General features: G+C 66.9%; 13 protein-coding genes and 1 tRNA gene. 11 read left to right on the top strand and 3 right to left on the bottom strand.

What is annotated here, in order from left to right; translation table 11 throughout:
* Positions 1-64 precede the first annotated feature (64 nt).
* On the top strand, positions 65-541 hold the full coding sequence (gene aac(6') / locus Q9235_RS04385) for an aminoglycoside 6'-N-acetyltransferase (RefSeq protein ID WP_306225564.1): 477 nt from the start codon (positions 65-67) through the stop codon (positions 539-541).
* A 24-nt stretch (positions 542-565) separates the two neighbouring features.
* Here aac(6') and phaC read toward each other — a convergent pair whose 3' ends face one another.
* On the bottom strand, positions 566-2,386 hold the full coding sequence (phaC, locus tag Q9235_RS04380; protein WP_306225563.1) for a class I poly(R)-hydroxyalkanoic acid synthase: 1,821 nt from the start codon (positions 2,384-2,386) through the stop codon (positions 566-568).
* A 115-nt stretch (positions 2,387-2,501) separates the two neighbouring features.
* Between phaC and Q9235_RS04375 the strand changes: the two genes are divergently transcribed.
* The 5 genes from Q9235_RS04375 (at position 2,502) to glpX (ending at position 7,331) form a co-directional block, all read left to right on the top strand.
* Positions 2,502-2,864: a hypothetical protein gene (locus Q9235_RS04375; protein ID WP_306225562.1), complete on the top strand. Its 363-nt coding sequence runs from the start codon at positions 2,502-2,504 to the stop codon at positions 2,862-2,864.
* A 183-nt stretch (positions 2,865-3,047) separates the two neighbouring features.
* Positions 3,048-4,268 carry an LL-diaminopimelate aminotransferase gene (locus tag Q9235_RS04370; protein ID WP_306225561.1) on the top strand — a complete coding sequence of 407 codons (1,221 nt, stop codon included), beginning with the start codon at positions 3,048-3,050 and terminating at the stop codon, positions 4,266-4,268.
* A gap of 187 nt (positions 4,269-4,455) precedes the next feature.
* Positions 4,456-4,887, top strand: coding sequence for a hypothetical protein (locus Q9235_RS04365; protein ID WP_306225560.1), 432 nt, complete (start codon positions 4,456-4,458; stop codon positions 4,885-4,887).
* A gap of 48 nt (positions 4,888-4,935) precedes the next feature.
* The gene (locus Q9235_RS04360; protein ID WP_306225559.1) at positions 4,936-6,288 is read left to right on the top strand and encodes a homoserine dehydrogenase; all 1,353 of its coding nucleotides are present in this window, start codon (positions 4,936-4,938) and stop codon (positions 6,286-6,288) included.
* A gap of 44 nt (positions 6,289-6,332) precedes the next feature.
* Complete coding sequence (gene glpX / locus Q9235_RS04355) at positions 6,333-7,331, top strand: class II fructose-bisphosphatase (protein WP_306225558.1); 999 nt, start codon at positions 6,333-6,335, stop codon at positions 7,329-7,331.
* 128 nt (positions 7,332-7,459) lie between these two features.
* Here the strand turns inward: glpX and Q9235_RS04350 are convergent, their stop codons facing one another.
* On the bottom strand, positions 7,460-9,115 hold the full coding sequence (locus tag Q9235_RS04350) for an FAD-binding dehydrogenase (protein ID WP_306225557.1): 1,656 nt from the start codon (positions 9,113-9,115) through the stop codon (positions 7,460-7,462).
* Positions 9,116-9,232: 117 nt separating this feature from the next.
* Here Q9235_RS04350 and recJ point away from each other — a divergent pair, with 117 nt between their 5' ends.
* Together recJ and Q9235_RS04340 are read left to right on the top strand one after the other, a co-directional pair.
* Positions 9,233-11,038 carry a single-stranded-DNA-specific exonuclease RecJ gene (recJ, locus tag Q9235_RS04345; RefSeq protein ID WP_306225556.1) on the top strand — a complete coding sequence of 602 codons (1,806 nt, stop codon included), beginning with the start codon at positions 9,233-9,235 and terminating at the stop codon, positions 11,036-11,038.
* 102 nt (positions 11,039-11,140) lie between these two features.
* Positions 11,141-11,215 (top strand) — tRNA-Glu (locus Q9235_RS04340).
* Positions 11,216-11,467: 252 nt separating this feature from the next.
* Here the strand turns inward: Q9235_RS04340 and Q9235_RS04335 are convergent.
* On the bottom strand, positions 11,468-12,202 hold the full coding sequence (locus Q9235_RS04335) for a GntR family transcriptional regulator (RefSeq protein WP_422678268.1): 735 nt from the start codon (positions 12,200-12,202) through the stop codon (positions 11,468-11,470).
* A gap of 115 nt (positions 12,203-12,317) precedes the next feature.
* Here Q9235_RS04335 and Q9235_RS04330 point away from each other — a divergent pair, with 115 nt between their 5' ends.
* The 3 genes from Q9235_RS04330 to Q9235_RS04320 all read left to right on the top strand — a co-directional run bounded on the left by Q9235_RS04330 (position 12,318) and on the right by Q9235_RS04320 (position 15,192).
* The gene (locus Q9235_RS04330) at positions 12,318-13,304 is read left to right on the top strand and encodes a TRAP transporter substrate-binding protein (RefSeq protein ID WP_306225554.1); all 987 of its coding nucleotides are present in this window, start codon (positions 12,318-12,320) and stop codon (positions 13,302-13,304) included.
* A 70-nt stretch (positions 13,305-13,374) separates the two neighbouring features.
* The gene (locus tag Q9235_RS04325) at positions 13,375-13,908 is read left to right on the top strand and encodes a TRAP transporter small permease (RefSeq protein WP_306225553.1); all 534 of its coding nucleotides are present in this window, start codon (positions 13,375-13,377) and stop codon (positions 13,906-13,908) included.
* Between the two features lie 3 nt (positions 13,909-13,911).
* Positions 13,912-15,192: a TRAP transporter large permease gene (locus tag Q9235_RS04320; protein ID WP_306225552.1), complete on the top strand. Its 1,281-nt coding sequence runs from the start codon at positions 13,912-13,914 to the stop codon at positions 15,190-15,192.
* The last annotated feature ends 3 nt before the right edge of the window (positions 15,193-15,195 follow it).

Here is a 15,195-nt window from a genome sequence, read left to right as displayed (position 1 = left end):
TTTCCGGGATGCTGGCTGTAGCCTCGCGCAAGCATCGCCTGCGAAGCTGCAGCCTGGAGTGAAGATGACGATCAAGATCGAAAGAGCCGGAGAGCAGCATCTGGGCGAATGGGCGGCTCTGCGGGCCGAGCTCTGGCCGGATCAGGATGCGCAGGCGCATGGCACGGAACTGGCGGAGACGCTGGCCGCCGCGAATGATCGCGATTTCGCCTGCGTGGCCCTGACGGGCGAGGGCGCCTGCGTCGGCTTTGCCGAGGCGGCTTTGCGCAGCGACTACGTCAATGGCTGCGAGACATCGCCCGTCGTCTTCCTCGAAGGTATCTTCGTCGCCGAACCATACCGGCGTTCCGGGATCGGCCGGATGCTCTGCCGCGCCGTCGAGGACTGGGGGCGAGCGCAGGGCTGCACGGAATTCTCCTCCGACGCTGCGATCGGCAATGCGGCGAGCCTGGCTCTCCACCGCGCGCTCGGCTTTGCCGAAACGGAGCGCGTGGTGTTCTTCCGCAAGGCCGTCGGCGCACGCGCGGCCGACAGCGCCTGAGCAAAGGGAAAGGCGAGGCGCTGGCTAGGCCTTCATCTTCACATAGGTCCCTGGGGCATCGGCCAGCGGCTTGAGCTTGCCGCCGCCCGGCTCGCGGGCCGGAACCTTCTTCGGCGCCTGGGCCTCCAGCCAGCCGAACCAGTGCGGCCACCACGAGCCAGGATGCTCGTCGGCCTTGGCCAGCCAGTCCGCATAGCGGCCCCTGGCCGGGCCGCCGGTCCAGTACTGGTACTTCACCTTGGCCGGCGGATTGACCACGCCGGCGATATGGCCCGAGCCGGCGACGACATGCTCGACCGGCCCGCCGAAGCATTGCGAGCCGTTGAAGACCGATTGGGCGGGGGCGATATGGTCCTCGCGCGCCGCGAGATTGTAGATCGGGATCGCGATCTGCTTGAGATCGAGCTTCTTGCCGCCGATCCGCATCTCGCCCTTGGAGAGCTTGTTGTCGAGGTAGCAGTTGCGCAGGTAGAAGGAGTGGTTCGCCGCCGGCATCCGCGTCGAATCCGAGTTCCAGTAGAGCAGGTCGAACGGGGTCGGTGCCTTGCCCTTCAGGTAGTTGTTGACCGCGTAGGACCAGATCAGGTCGTTCGGCCGGAGCATGTTGAAGGCGCCCGACATGCGCGAGCCGTCGAGATAGCCGGTGCGGGCCATCTGCTCCTCGATCGCGCGGATTTGCTCCTCGTCGACGAAGACCGAGAGTTCGCCGGCCTGCGAGAAATCGACCTGCGTGGTGAAGAAGGTCGCGCTTTCTATGCGCTTGTCGCGCACCGCCGCCATATAGGCCAGCGTGACGCCGAGCAGCGTGCCGCCGACGCAGTAGCCGATCGTCGAGACCTTCTTTTCGCCCGTCACGTCCTCGATCGTGTCGAGCGCGGCGAAGATGCCCTCGCGCATGTAGCTCTCGAAATCCTTGGCGGCGTGGCGCGCATCGGGATTGACCCAGGAGATGCAGAAGACCGTCAGCCCCTGCTCGACGCACCAGCGGATGAAGCTCTTCTCCGGGTTGAGGTCGAGGATGTAGAACTTGTTGATCCAGGGCGGCACGATCAGGAGCGGCCGCTTCAGCACCTGCGGCGTCGCGGGCGCGTACTGGATCAGTTCGATGATCTCGTTGCGGAAGATGACCTTGCCCGGCGTCGTCGCGATATTGACGCCGACCTCGAAGGAGCTCGCATCCGACTGGCGGATCTTGAGCTCGCCGCCGCCGGCCTCGACATCCTCGGCATACATCTTCATGCCGCGCACGAGGTTCTCGCCGTTCTGCTGCAGCGTCTCGCGCAGCAATTCGGGGTTGGTCGCGACGAAATTGGTCGGCGAAAGCGCCCCGGCGATCTGCTTGATGTAGAAGCGGGCCTTCTCGCGGGTATGCGGGTCGAGATCGTCGGCCTTGTCCACCATCGTCTCGGCCCAGCGCGAGCCGATCAGGTAGGCCTGCTTGATGAAATCGAAGGTCGGGTGGTTGGTCCAGTCCGGGTCCTTGAAGCGGCCGTCGCGTTTGTCCGGCTCGGCGACGGGCGCGACCTCCTCGCCGCCGGCCCGCTTCAAGGCCGCGCTCCACAGGTTCATGAAGTCGCCGGTGAGGGAAGCCTGCGCCTCGATGATCTTGGAGGGATCGTTGACCCAGCGTTCGGCGACGCGCCCCAGCGTCTTGACCATGTCGCTGGCCTCGTCGGCCTGGCCGGTCTTGGCCTCGCCGCGTTCGACCGGTTTCAGATAGGCGGCGGTGACCTTGCCGTATTCCTCGACGAGCCGGCCCATATTCTGCGCGAACTGGTCGAAGTCGGGCGCGGCGGCCTCGGCCGGGCCGGTGGTGTCCTTCGCCCTGTCGCTTTTGCCGCTCATATCTCGCCCTTTCCCCCAGTCATTGTCGGATAGCGCATGGCGCTCCATTTTGGTCCTATTAAGGACGCAGCCTGTGTGCTTTACCAAGCAAAATCGACAACCGCTGGATGCAACGATGCCGACCGAAATCTCCGCGAAAAAGTTGCTCCTGATGCCGGCGGCGCTGGTCGCGATCGGGACGGCGCTCGCCGGCTGTGGCAGCGACGAGGGACTCAAGGGCGCCGCCGAGGCGGCGGGCCTCGCGACGACGCCGCAGCAATCGAAGGCTTTCGTCCGCGAAGCCCGCCCGGCCGACCTCGAATACGTCCCCGTCGGGTCGAGCGTGACCCGGGCGGCGCCGCGCAAGCCGGTCGAGGACTACAAGAAGATCGAGGCCACGCTCGAGGCCAAGCAGAAGGCCAATGCGGCTGCCGGCAACACCGCTAAGACGCTTGGCAGCACGCCGCCGCCGGCGCCGGCGAAGATCCCGCAGAACTGAGGGCGGGTTTGGTCCCGGCAGATTGAGCCGGCTGCCGATCAACGTCATCGGCCGACGAATCGCATAATATTGCGTCGTGGACCCTGTCATGACGAAAGATGCGATGCTAAGCACCCTCGGCGCAAGGATGTAATCCGCGCGAAATCATGACACCGCCCCTGGGCGGCCGAGGACCTGTTCGAGATGACCGATTTTCACCGTATCAAGCGCCTGCCGCCCTACGTTTTTGAACAGGTCAACAAGATCAAGGCTGCCGAGCGCGCCAAGGGCGTCGACATTATCGATCTCGGCATGGGCAATCCCGACCTGCCGGCGCCCAAGCACGTCATCGAGAAACTGGTCGAGACCGCCGGCAAGCCGCGCACCGACCGCTATTCCGCCTCGAAGGGCATCGGCGGCCTGCGTCGCGCCCAGGCAAGCTATTACGAGCGCCGCTTCGGCGTGAAGCTCAACCCCGACACGCAGGTCGTCGCGACGCTGGGCTCGAAGGAGGGCTTCGCCAACATGGCCCAGGCCATTACCGGGCCGGGCGACGTCGTGCTGGTGCCGAACCCGAGCTACCCGATCCACGCCTTCGGCTTCCTGATGGCGGGCGGCGTGATTCGCTCCGTTCCGGCCGAGCCGACGCCGGCGATGTTCCCGGCGCTGGAGCGGGCGATGATGCATTCGGTGCCGAAGCCGATCGCGCTCGTCACCTGTTATCCCGCCAATCCGACGGCCTATGTCGCCTCGCTCGATTTCTACCGGGACCTCGTGGCCTTCGCGAAGAAGCATGAATTGATCCTGCTCTCGGACCTCGCCTATGCCGAGGTCTATTTCGACGAGAACAACCCGCCGCCCTCGATGCTGCAGGTGCCGGGCGCGATCGATGTCGCGGTCGAGTTCACCTCGATGTCGAAGACCTTCTCGATGGCCGGCTGGCGCATGGGCTTCGCCGTCGGCAACGAGCGCCTGCTCGCGGCGCTGGCGCGGGTGAAATCCTATCTCGACTACGGCGCCTACACGCCGATCCAGGTCGCGGCGGCCGCTGCGCTGAACGGCCCGGACGACTGCATCCGCGAGATGCGCGAGATCTACCGCAAGCGCCGCGACGCGCTGGTCGAGAGCTTCGGCAAGGCCGGCTGGGAGTTCCCGGCGCCGGAGGCCTCGATGTTCGCATGGGTGCCGATCCCCGAGAAGTTCCGCCATCTCGGCTCGCTGGAATTCTCGAAGCTGCTGATCGAGAAGGCCGAGGTCGCGGTCGCGCCGGGCATCGGCTTCGGTGAGCATGGCGACGACTATGTCCGCATCGCCATCGTCGAGAACGAGCAGCGCATCCGCCAGGCCGCGCGCAATATCGGCCGCTTCCTCAAGGGCGCCGACACCACGCTGCACAACGTCATCCAGATGCCGAAGGCGGGGTAGGGTCCTCTCTCGCTTCCAAAGAAAGAACGTGGTCATCCCGGATCGGCGCGGCTTCGCCGCTTGTCCGGGATGACGGCGTGAGGTTGCCGCGCCTGCGGCATCGCATGCCTCTGGACCGCGCCCGCAAAACATGGGAACCGATGCGATGCGGACGGATGGCTCCGCATCGCGTCCGAGGCTCGCTTCCATGTTACGAACAGGCCGCCTGCTCGGCGTCGCTTTCGCCGTCTTCGCGCTGATCTGCCTCGTCGCGACCTATGACTATTCGCGTGGCCGCATCACGCAGACGAACTCGGCGCTGGTCTCGGATGTGCTGGCGGTTTCCGGTGGCCGGGAATGCGCCCGCGACGCGACGGATATCGTCACCCGCTACATCCCGGTCGGCACCGGCCGGGCCGATGCCGAGCGCGCGCTCTCGGAGATCACGATCGATCCGCCGAAACCCTGGTTCTGGACCCCCGCGGTCGAGAACAGCACCGTTTCCCAGGAGACGACGATCGAGGCGCTGCACACCATCAAGGCGACCGCCTTCGGCACCAATCTGCTGCGCATCTATCTGGGTTTCGAGGACGGCAAGGTGAAGCGCGTTGCCGCCGAGGTCGTCTGCCATTTCGGCTGAGGCGGCTTCCACGTTGACTCGCGCCGCACCTCATGCGACGCCGCGCGCATGACCAGCGTGCCTCTTTCGCCAGCCTCCCAGCCCCTGCGCATCGGACTTGCCGGCCTCGGCACGGTCGGCGCCTCCACCTTGCGCATCCTGCGCCGGCAGGAAAATGCCCTGGCGGCGCGCTGCGGCCGCGCGATCCGTGTCACCGCCGTCTCGGCGCGCGACCGCAACCGCGATCGCGGCATCGATCTCGGCGGCCTCGCCTGGTTCGACGACCCGGTCGCGCTGGCGAAATCGGACGAGATCGACTGCCTCGTCGAATTGGTCGGTGGCTCCGACGGCCCGGCCAAGGCTGCCGTCGAGGCGGCCCTGTCGGCCGGCAAGCATGTCGTCACCGCCAACAAGGCGCTGCTCGCGGCCCATGGCGTGGCGCTCGCCGACCTCGCCGAGAGCAAGGGCGTGGCGCTCGCCTTCGAGGCATCCTCGGCCGGCGGCATTCCCGTGGTGAAGACCCTGCGCGAGGCACTGGCCGGCAACAATGTCAGCCGCATCTCCGGCATCCTCAACGGCACCTGCAACTACATCCTCTCGCGGATGGAGCAGGAGGGACTGACCTTCGAGGCCTGCCTCAAGGACGCGCAGCGCCTCGGCTATGCCGAAGCCGACCCGACCTTCGATGTCGAGGGCTTCGACACCGCCCATAAGCTCGCGATCCTGACGAGCCTCGCCTTCGGCACGAAGATCGACGCCGAAGCGATTCATGTCGAAGGCATTTCCGCGATCACGCCGCTCGACCTGAAGATGGCCGACGACCTCGGCTACCGCATCAAATTGCTCGGCGTCGCCGAGCGGACCAAGACCGGCATCGAGCAGCGCGTTCACCCGACCATGGTGCCGAAATCCTCCCCGATCGCGCAGGTGATGGGCGTGCTCAACGCCGTCAGCGTCGACGCCGACGCGGTCCGCGAGATCACGCTGGTCGGACCCGGCGCCGGCGGCGACCCGACGGCGTCGGCCGTCGTCGCCGATATCGCCGATGTCGCGCGCGGCACGGCCGGCCTGCCCTTCGGCCTGCCGGTCGCACGTCTGGAAGAGGCGAAGCGCGCCCCGATGCAGCGCCATGAGGGCGGCTACTATGTCCGCCTGGCCGTGGCCGACCGTCCCGGCGCCGCCGCCGCCATCGCGACGCGCATGGCCGAAGCCGACATCTCGCTGGAAAGCATCGTCCAGCGCCGCTCGCCCGAGGCTGCGACGCGTGATCCCGGTGGCCGCTCCGGCGCGCCGGTCCCGGTCGTGCTCATCACCTATGCGACGAGCGAGACCACGATCCGCGCCGCGTTGGAAAAGGTCATCGCCGACGGCCATGTCGCGGAACCGCCACAAGTTATTCGGATTGAACGCGAACAGGTCTGACAAGACCTCCTTCCATCTCCCGATTTCAAAGGGGACTACATTTCATGTCCGTCGATCTCCGCATCTCCCCCGACCAGATCATCGAGCGCTATCTCTCGATGGAACTCGTGCGCGTCACGGAGCGCGCCGCCGTCGCAGCCGCCCGCCTGCGTGGCCACGGCAACGAGAAGGCGGCCGACCAGGCTGCGGTCGACGCGATGCGCCGTGAACTGAACCGCCTGCCGATCGATGGCGAGATCGTCATCGGCGAGGGCGAGCGCGACGAGGCGCCGATGCTCTTCATCGGCGAGAAGGTCGGCAACAAGCAGGGCCCGAAGGTGCATATCGCGGTCGACCCGCTCGAAGGCACCACGCTCTGCGCCAAGGATATGCCCGGCTCGATCGCCGTGATGGCGATGGCCGGCGCCGGCAGCCTGCTCTATGCGCCCGACGTCTACATGGACAAGATCGCTTGCGGTCCGGGCTACCCGAAGGGCGTGATCGACCTCGACGCCTCGCCGGCCGACAACATCAACGCGCTGGCCAAGGCCAAGGGCGTCAAGCCGAACGAGATTTCCACGCTGATCATGGACCGCCCGCGCCATGCCAAGCTGATCGAGGAGGTCCGCAAGACCGGCTGCTCGATCCGCCTGATCACCGATGGCGACGTCGCCGGCGTGATCTTCTGCACCCAGCCCGAGAAGACCGGCATCGACCTCTATCTCGGCATCGGCGGCGCCCCGGAAGGCGTGCTCGCCGCGGCGGCACTGCGCTGCGTCGGCGGCCAGATGCAGGGCCGCCTCATCCTCGACACCGAGGAAAAGCGCGTGCGCGCGGCCGGCATGGGCGTCAAGGACCCCAACAAGAAATACGACATGTCGGAAATGGCCTCGGGTGACGTCATCGTCTGCGCCACCGGCGTCACCGATGGCGGCATGCTTTCGGGCGTGCGCTTCGGCAAGGATTTCATCGAGACGGAGACGCTGGTCTACCGCTCGATCACCGGCACGGTCCGCCGCATCTATGGTGAGCACCGCGAGTTCTCGAAGTTCCAGCTCGACTGAGTACTTTCCTCACGCGGTCATCCCGGGCTTGGCGAAGCGCTGACCCGGGATCCATTCCGGAACGGCTCAGGGATGTATCCCGGATCGGCGCCGCTGACGCGGTTCGTCCGGGATGACGTGAAAGGAAATCAGATCACAGCGCCCGCCGCCGCCCGCCCGGCGGCGCGGCCCGAGAAGATGCAGCCGCCGAGGAAGGTGCCTTCCAGCGCCCGGTAGCCATGCACGCCGCCGCCGCCGAAACCGGCGGCTTCGCCCGCCGCATAGAGCCCCGGCACCGGCTCGCCGGCCTCGTCCAGCACGCGCGACGACAGATCCGTCATCAATCCGCCCAGCGATTTCCGCGTCAGGATATTGAGCCTGACGGCGATCAATGGCCCATGCGCGGGATCGAGGATGCGGTGCGGTTTTGCCGTGCGGATCAGCCTGTCGCCGAGATAATTGCGCGCGCCGCGTAAGGCCGTGACCTGCAGGTCCTTGCCGAACGGATTGACCAGAGCCCGGTCGCGCGCCTCGATCTGCCCGCGCAGGTTCGCCTCGTCGATCAGGTGCTCGCCGGCGAGCGCGTTCATGCGCGCGACGAACTGCGAAAAATCACTCTCGACGATGAAATCCGCGCCCTTGTCCATGAAGGCCTGCACCGGGCCGGGCACGCCGCCGCCCGCGCGGCCCAGCACCTGCTTCCAACTCTTGCCCGTCAGGTCGGGGTTCTGCTCCGAGCCCGAGAGCGCGAATTCCTTGGCGATGATGCTGCGGTTCAGCACGAACCAGGAATAGTCGTAGCCGGTCTTCATGATGTGCTCGAGCGTGCCCAGCGTATCGAAGCCGGGGAAGAGCGGCACCGGGAGGCGATGGCCACGCGCGTCGAGCCAGAGCGAGGACGGGCCGGGCAGGATGCGGATGGCATGCTTCGGCCAGATCGGCGCCCAGTTGGCGATGCCCTCGACATAGTGCCACATCCGGTCGCAATTGATCAGGCGCCCGCCGGCCGCTTGCGCCACGCCGAGCATCACGCCGTCGACATGATCAGGCACGCCCGACAGCAAGCGGGCAGGGGCCTGGCCCAGCCGCGCCGGCCAGTTGGCCCGGACAAGCTCGTGGTTGCCGCCGATGCCGCCGGAGGTGACGATCACCGCCTGCGCCCTCAGGCTGAACGAGCCCACGACCCCGCGCCCGCTCTTCTCGCCGCGTGCGACGCTGCTCGGCTCCAGAACCTCGCCCTCGACCCCATCCACCTTGCCGCCGCTCTTTGTAATGCCGGTGACGCGATGGCGGAAGCGGAAGGACAGCAACCCTTTCGCCTGAGCTTCCTTTGCCCGGCGCAGGAAAGGCTCCAGCACGCCCGGCCCCGTGCCCCAGGTCACATGGAAGCGCGGCACCGAATTGCCATGGCCGGTGGCGAGATAGCCGCCGCGCTCCGCCCAGCCGACGACCGGGAACCAGCGCATGCCCATCCCATGCAGCCAGCTTCGCTTCTCGCCCGCGGCGAAATCGAGATAGGCCTCCGCCCAGCGCCGCGGCCAGCCGTCCTCGGGCCGGTCGAACGCGGCCGAGCCGAACCAGTCGTCATGGGCCAGCGCGCGCGAATCGCTGATGCGCAGGCGCCGCTGCTCGGGGCTGTCGACGAAGAACAGCCCGCCGAGAGACCAGAAGGCCTGCCCGCCCAGCGATTGCTCCGGCTCCTGATCGAGCAGCACGACCTTGCGCCCGGCTTCTGCGACCTCGCAGGCTGCGACGAGGCCGGAAAGCCCCGCGCCTACGATCGCCACATCGGTTTCGTGCTGCATGATCCCCCGCGATGCCGCTTTGCCGATGGTCTGCCCGTACTATGGCGAGGCTACCGGGCCCGGCCAAGTTCGACGCTGGTTGACCTTGCGCCCGCTATGGGCGACGCCGGTGGCACGATGAGTCTGGTGCAGCAGTCCCGTGTTTTCCTCGGCGTGAGCCGTTCGGCCCTCGGCCGCCCCTGGCGCGATCGGCTCGATACGGCGGGCTTGGGCCGGGCCGAGGCGCTCTCCCAGCGCGAAGGGCTTTCCGACATCCTCGCGCGCCTGCTCGCCTCGCGCGGCGTCGAACCGGCCGAAGCGGCGCTCTTCCTAGAGCCGAAGCTGCGCGACCTGCTGCCCGACCCCGCCGTCCTCACCGACATGGAAGCCGCTGCCGCCCGGTTGGCGCAGGCCGGCATCAAAGGCGAGCGGGTCGCGATCTTCGGCGATTACGATGTCGACGGCGCCTGCTCCTCGGCCTTGCTGGCCGGCTTCCTCACGCAGGCCGGTGCCCGCCCGCGCATCCACATCCCGGACCGGCTGATCGAGGGCTATGGCCCCAATAGCGAGGCGATCCGCATGCTGGCGGGCGAGGGTGCGACCCTGCTCGTCACGGTCGATTGCGGCACGACCAGCGAGGAGCCCTTGGCGGAGGCGCGCCGGCTCGGCCTCGATGTCGTCGTGCTCGACCATCACCAGGCGCCGGAGCGGCTGCCGGCCGTCGAAGCGCTCGTCAATCCGAACCGGCAGGACGATCTCTCCGGTCTCGGCCATCTCTGCGCCGCCGGCGTCGTTTTTCTCGCTCTCGTCGCCACGAGCCGCGAACTGCGCCGGCAGGGCCATTGGGCCGCGCGGGGTGGCGAGCCCGACCTGCTGGCGGCGCTCGATCTCGTTGCGCTGGCGACGGTGGCCGATGTCGTGCCGTTGCAGGGCCTCAATCGCGCCTTCGTGCGGCAGGGGCTGGCGATGATGCGCAGCCGTGCCCGGCCGGGTCTTGCCGCGCTGATGGACGTCTCCGGCCTCGACGGGCCGATCCAGCCTTGGCATCTCGGCTTTCTGCTCGGTCCGCGCATCAATGCCGGCGGTCGCATCGGCGATGCCGTGCTCGGCGCACGCCTGCTCCTGACCGATGACGAGGTCGAGGCGCGCACCATCGCGACCGAGCTCAACCGCCTCAATCAGGAGCGCCAGGAGATCGAGCGCCTCGCCGTGCTGGAGGCGGTTTCGCAGGCCGAGCACGAGCTGATGGGAGCAGCCGAGCTGCCGGTGCTGCTCGCCGGCAGCGCAGATTGGCATCCCGGGATCGTCGGCTTGGTCGCGGCCCGACTGAAGGAACGCTTCCGCCGTCCGGCCTTCGCGCTGGCAGTCAACGGGGAGGGCGGTGCGACCGGCTCCGGCCGCTCGATCGCAGGCGTGGATCTCGGCCGTGCGGTGCGCGCGGCCGTCGAGGCCGGGCACGCGGTCAAGGGCGGCGGTCATGCCATGGCGGCAGGCGTGACGCTTGCCGCGGGCCAGACCAATGGCTTCCACGCCTTCCTCAAAGATTATCTCTCGCGTGAGGTCGCCGCCGTCGGCGATGCCGAGGCCCTGCTTGTCGATGCCGCGTTGAGCGCCGGCGGCGCCACCCCCCGTCTCCTGGCCGAGGTCGACAAGGCCGGCCCCTTCGGTTCCGGCAGCCCGGAGCCGGTCTTCGTCTTTCCGGCGCATCGCCTGACGGATGCCGTCGAAATCGGCAGCGGCGGCCATGTCCGCATCAAGCTGCGGTCAGGCGACGGCGCCAGCATCGGCGGAATCGCCTTCCGTGCGGCGCAGGAGCCGCTCGGACAGGCCCTGTTCGCCGCTCGCGGCGAGATGGTGCATGTGGCCGCGACGCTTTCTCTCAACCGCTGGGGCGGCCGGGAGACCGCGGAATTGCGCATCCTCGACCTCGCCCGGCCGGTCTGAGACGCTGCCGGCTATTTTCTTGTGAACGGGTGCTTGCGGAGCGGGGAGCCTGCCACTATACCTCGCCCCGCTTCGGCACGAACCCCGGCGGTTCGCGGCAAAGCGGTCTTCGTCTATCGGTTAGGACACCAGCCTTTCACGCTGGGAAGACGGGTTCGATTCCCGTAGACCGCGCCAAAATTCGGCCAACCTGATACAGAACTGCGAACGCTCGGCACCCCAAGAAGGAGGCGCGCGAGGGACGCGCTTCGTTGTGCATGCCGGATCGCGCCATAGCTGACATGGGTGAGGCGCCCGAAAGCAGACCTTGGCGGAGCCGCCAAACGCCGAAACGCGATCGGACGCTCTCGTGAAGCCTTGCGGGTGATCTCCGGCTGTTCACATCGAGACTTGAGCCGGTGTCGGCAGCTTCAAGTGCTCGGCCTGCCCTCAGCTCTCGAACAAGTCCGGGTAACTGGCTTCCGTCTTGGGGAGTGCCCGGAGAATTTCGGTCAGGTGATGGCGCATGGCGCTTGCCGCCGTGGGAGCGTCCTGCGCATCGATCGCCGCCATGATGCTCCTGTGCTGCTCGACCAGCGGCAGCATCACCGCCGCGCCGGGCAGGGTTAGCTGACATACGCGGTCCATATGCGCTTTGATGTCCCGGATGGCCTCCCAGGCCAGGGGCATGCCGACGCCCTCCGACAACTCGATGTGGAAGAGTTCGTCATAGCGCTGGAACGAGGCGTGATCATTCCGCTGGGCCGCCTTCTCCTGGACATCGAGAAGGTCGGCGATTCGGTGCCTGCTCTGGGGTGAGAAGGCCGTACAGGCCTCGCGCACGATCGCAACCTCGACCGCCTCGCGCACGAAACGTGCCTCCATCATCTTGCGGACCGAGAACTTGACCACGACCGTGCCGCGCTGCGGCTGCACGTCGACGAGCCGCGTCCTGGCGAGAGCGATCAAGGCCTCGCGTACCGGCTGACGCGAAACGCCGTACTTCAACGCGATCTCCTGCTCCGACAGGCGCGTACCCGGCGGCAACTCCAGCGCGACGATCGCCCGGCGCAACTCGGCTTCGACGCGCCCGGCCGCCGAAGCGCCCGGAGCGAGGGCGGGGGACGCCAACGAAAGGCTCAAGTCAAAAACCTCCACAGCCTGTTGCGTGCCATACCGCAACATACTACCATACAACTACTGCCGCAACCGCGACGGGAGCGGACAGCAAGCTTACGTTCGAGGCGCCAGCGAACAAGCCGGGAAACGGCAAGGCGCCCGAAAACACGGGAGAACGCACATGACCGCACGCCGCAGTTTCCTCGCTTATACCGCAGCTTTCGCCTTCTCGGCCGCTGCCGCGACTTCAGCCCTGGCCCAGAGCGTGACGCTGCGCTCGGCCGACATCCACCCGACCGACTACCCGACCGTCGAGGCCGTCCGCTATCTCGGCAAGCTGCTCGAGGAGCGCACGCAGGGCCGCGTCAAGATCAACGTCTTTCACTCGGCCCAGCTCGGCCAGGAGAAGGACACGATCGACCAGACCCGCTTCGGCGTCATCGACATCAATCGCATCAACATGGCGCCGTTCAACAACCTGATCCCGGCGACCAACATTCCGTCCCTGCCCTTCATCTTCCGCTCGGTCGACCATATGCGGAAGGCGATGGACGGGCCGATCGGCGACAACCTGCTCAAGGAATTCGAGAAGCACGACCTGATCGGGCTGGCGCTCTACGATTCCGGCTCGCGCTCGTTCTACAACTCCAAGCGCCCGATCAACACGCCCGCCGACATGAAGGGCCTGAAGATCCGCGTCCAGCAGTCCGACATGTTCGTCGCGCTGGTCTCGGCGCTCGGCGCCAATGCCACGCCGATGCCCTTCGGCGAGGTCTATTCCGCGCTCCAGACCGGCGTCATCGACGGTGCCGAGAACAACTGGCCGTCCTATGAATCGACCCGGCATTTCGAGGTCTCCAAGTTTTACTCGGTGACCGAGCACTCGCTCTCGCCGGAAGCGCTGGTGATGTCGAAGAAGAGCTTCGACAAGTTCAACGCCGCCGACCAGGCGATCATCAAGGCGGCTGCGAAGGAGTCGGTCGCCAAGATGCGCGAGCTCTGGGATGCGCGCGAGAAGGCGTCCGAGGCCAAGGTCAAGGCCGGCGGCGCCCAGATCAACCAGGTCGACAAGAAGCCCTTCATCGACGCGATGAAGCCGGTCTACGACAAGTTCGTCACCGACCCGAAGCTGAAGGAGATGGTCGCCGCGATCCAGGCGGTGAACTGAGCCTCGTCCAGGTGGGGCGGCCCATGGCGGCCGCCCCACCTTCGGCCCCTTGCCAGCCCGGGCAGATTACATGCGCGCTTTCGCAGCCTTTCTGACACGCCTCGATGCCAAGCTCAGCCTGTTCGCGCTGATCGCCGCCGGGGCCGGCCTCGTCCTGATGACCGTGATGGTCGCCTGGGGCGTGTTCGGTCGCTATGTGCTCAACGACACGCCGATCTGGGTCGAAGCCGGATCGCTCTTCCTGATGTCCTGGTTCATCCTGCTCGGTGCCGCTGTAGGCGTGCGCGAGAGCGACCATCTCGGCTTCGAGGTCGGGCTGGTGATGTCGCCGCCGCCGATGCGAGCCGCGCTGATCGTCATCGGCGAGGCCCTTGTCTGCGCCTTCGGCCTCGCCATGCTCGGCTATGGCTGGCAGCTCGCCGCCGGCACCTGGGCCGACCGCATGCCGATCATCGGCATATCCCGCGGCTGGGACTATGTGCCGATCGCGGCGGGCGGCGCGCTGATCGCGCTCTTCGCACTGGAAAAGCTCCTTCTCTTCATCACCGGCGAGCAGCAGGCGCCGCTCGGCTTCGTCCATTTCGGCGAAAGCCAGGAGGCCTGAGCCATGGAACTCTGGATTCTCTTCGGCGTCTTCTCGGTCCTGCTGCTGATCGGCGTGCCCGTCGCCTTCTGTCTCGGCATCGCCTCGGTCGCCACCGTTGCCTATATGGGCCTGCCCCCGGTCGTCGTCTTCCAGCAGATGAATTCCGGCATGAACGCCTTCGCCATGATGGCGATCCCGTTCTTCATCTATGCCGGCGACCTGATGATCCGCGGCGGCATCGCCGAGCGCCTGATCCAGATGGCGGCGAGCCTCGTCGGCCATCTGCGCGGCGGCCTCGGCCAGGTCAATGTCGTGACCTGCACGCTCTTCGGCGGCATCTCCGGCTCGGCCGTGGCCGATGCCTCGGCGGTCGGCGGCCTGATGATCCCGCAGATGAAAAAGCGCGGTTACGACGCCGACTACGCCGTCAACGTCACCGCCAACGCGGCGATCATCGCGCTCCTGATCCCGCCATCGCACAACATGATCATCTATTCGCTCTCGGCTGGCGGCAATCTCTCGATCGCCGATCTGTTCACCGCGGGCATCGTGCCGGGCCTCATGCTCTGCGGCGCATTGATGTTCGCGGCCTGGGCGGTCGCGGTGAAGCGCGGCTATCCGCGCGAACCGTTTCCAGGCTTTGCCACCGTCGGGCGTTACGTCGTGCTGGCGCTGCCCGGCATCCTCTTGATCGGCATCATCTTCGGCGGCGTCCGCTCCGGTGTCTTCACTGCGACGGAATCCTCCTGCGTCGCCGTGGTCTATGCCATCCTCGTCACCATCTTCGTCTATCGCCAGCTCACCTGGACGGCCTTCGTCGAGGCGACCCTGGGCGCGGTACGCACCACCGCGATGGTGCTGCTGGTGATCGGCACGGCCGGCGCCTTCGGCTGGCTGATGGCCTTCCTGCAGGTGCCGCAGGCGACGATCGCCGCGATGAAGGCGGTCTCGGACAATCCGATCGTCATCCTGCTGATGATCAACCTGATCCTGCTGGTGCTCGGCACCTTCATGGACATGGCGCCGATGATCATCATCTGCACGCCGATCTTCCTGCCGGTGGTGAAGGCCTTCGGCGTCGATCCCATCCATTTCGGCGTGATCCTGATCCTCAACGCCGGCATCGGCCTCAACACCCCCCCGGTCGGCTCGGTGCAGTTCGTCGCCTGCGCCATCGGCCGCATCTCCATCGGCGAGTCCATGCGCACGATCTGGCCGTTCTACGGCGCCAGCGTCGCCGTGCTCCTGCTCGTCACCTATGTGCCCGGCCTGTCGCTCTGGCTGCCGCGCCTGTTCCACTGAAGG

It is taken from the genome of Bosea beijingensis (assembly GCF_030758975.1).
Classification (GTDB): domain Bacteria; phylum Pseudomonadota; class Alphaproteobacteria; order Rhizobiales; family Beijerinckiaceae; genus Allobosea; species Allobosea beijingensis.
The sequence above is the reverse complement of the archived record's forward strand: the minus strand, read 5'-3'. Positions and strand labels throughout refer to the sequence as shown.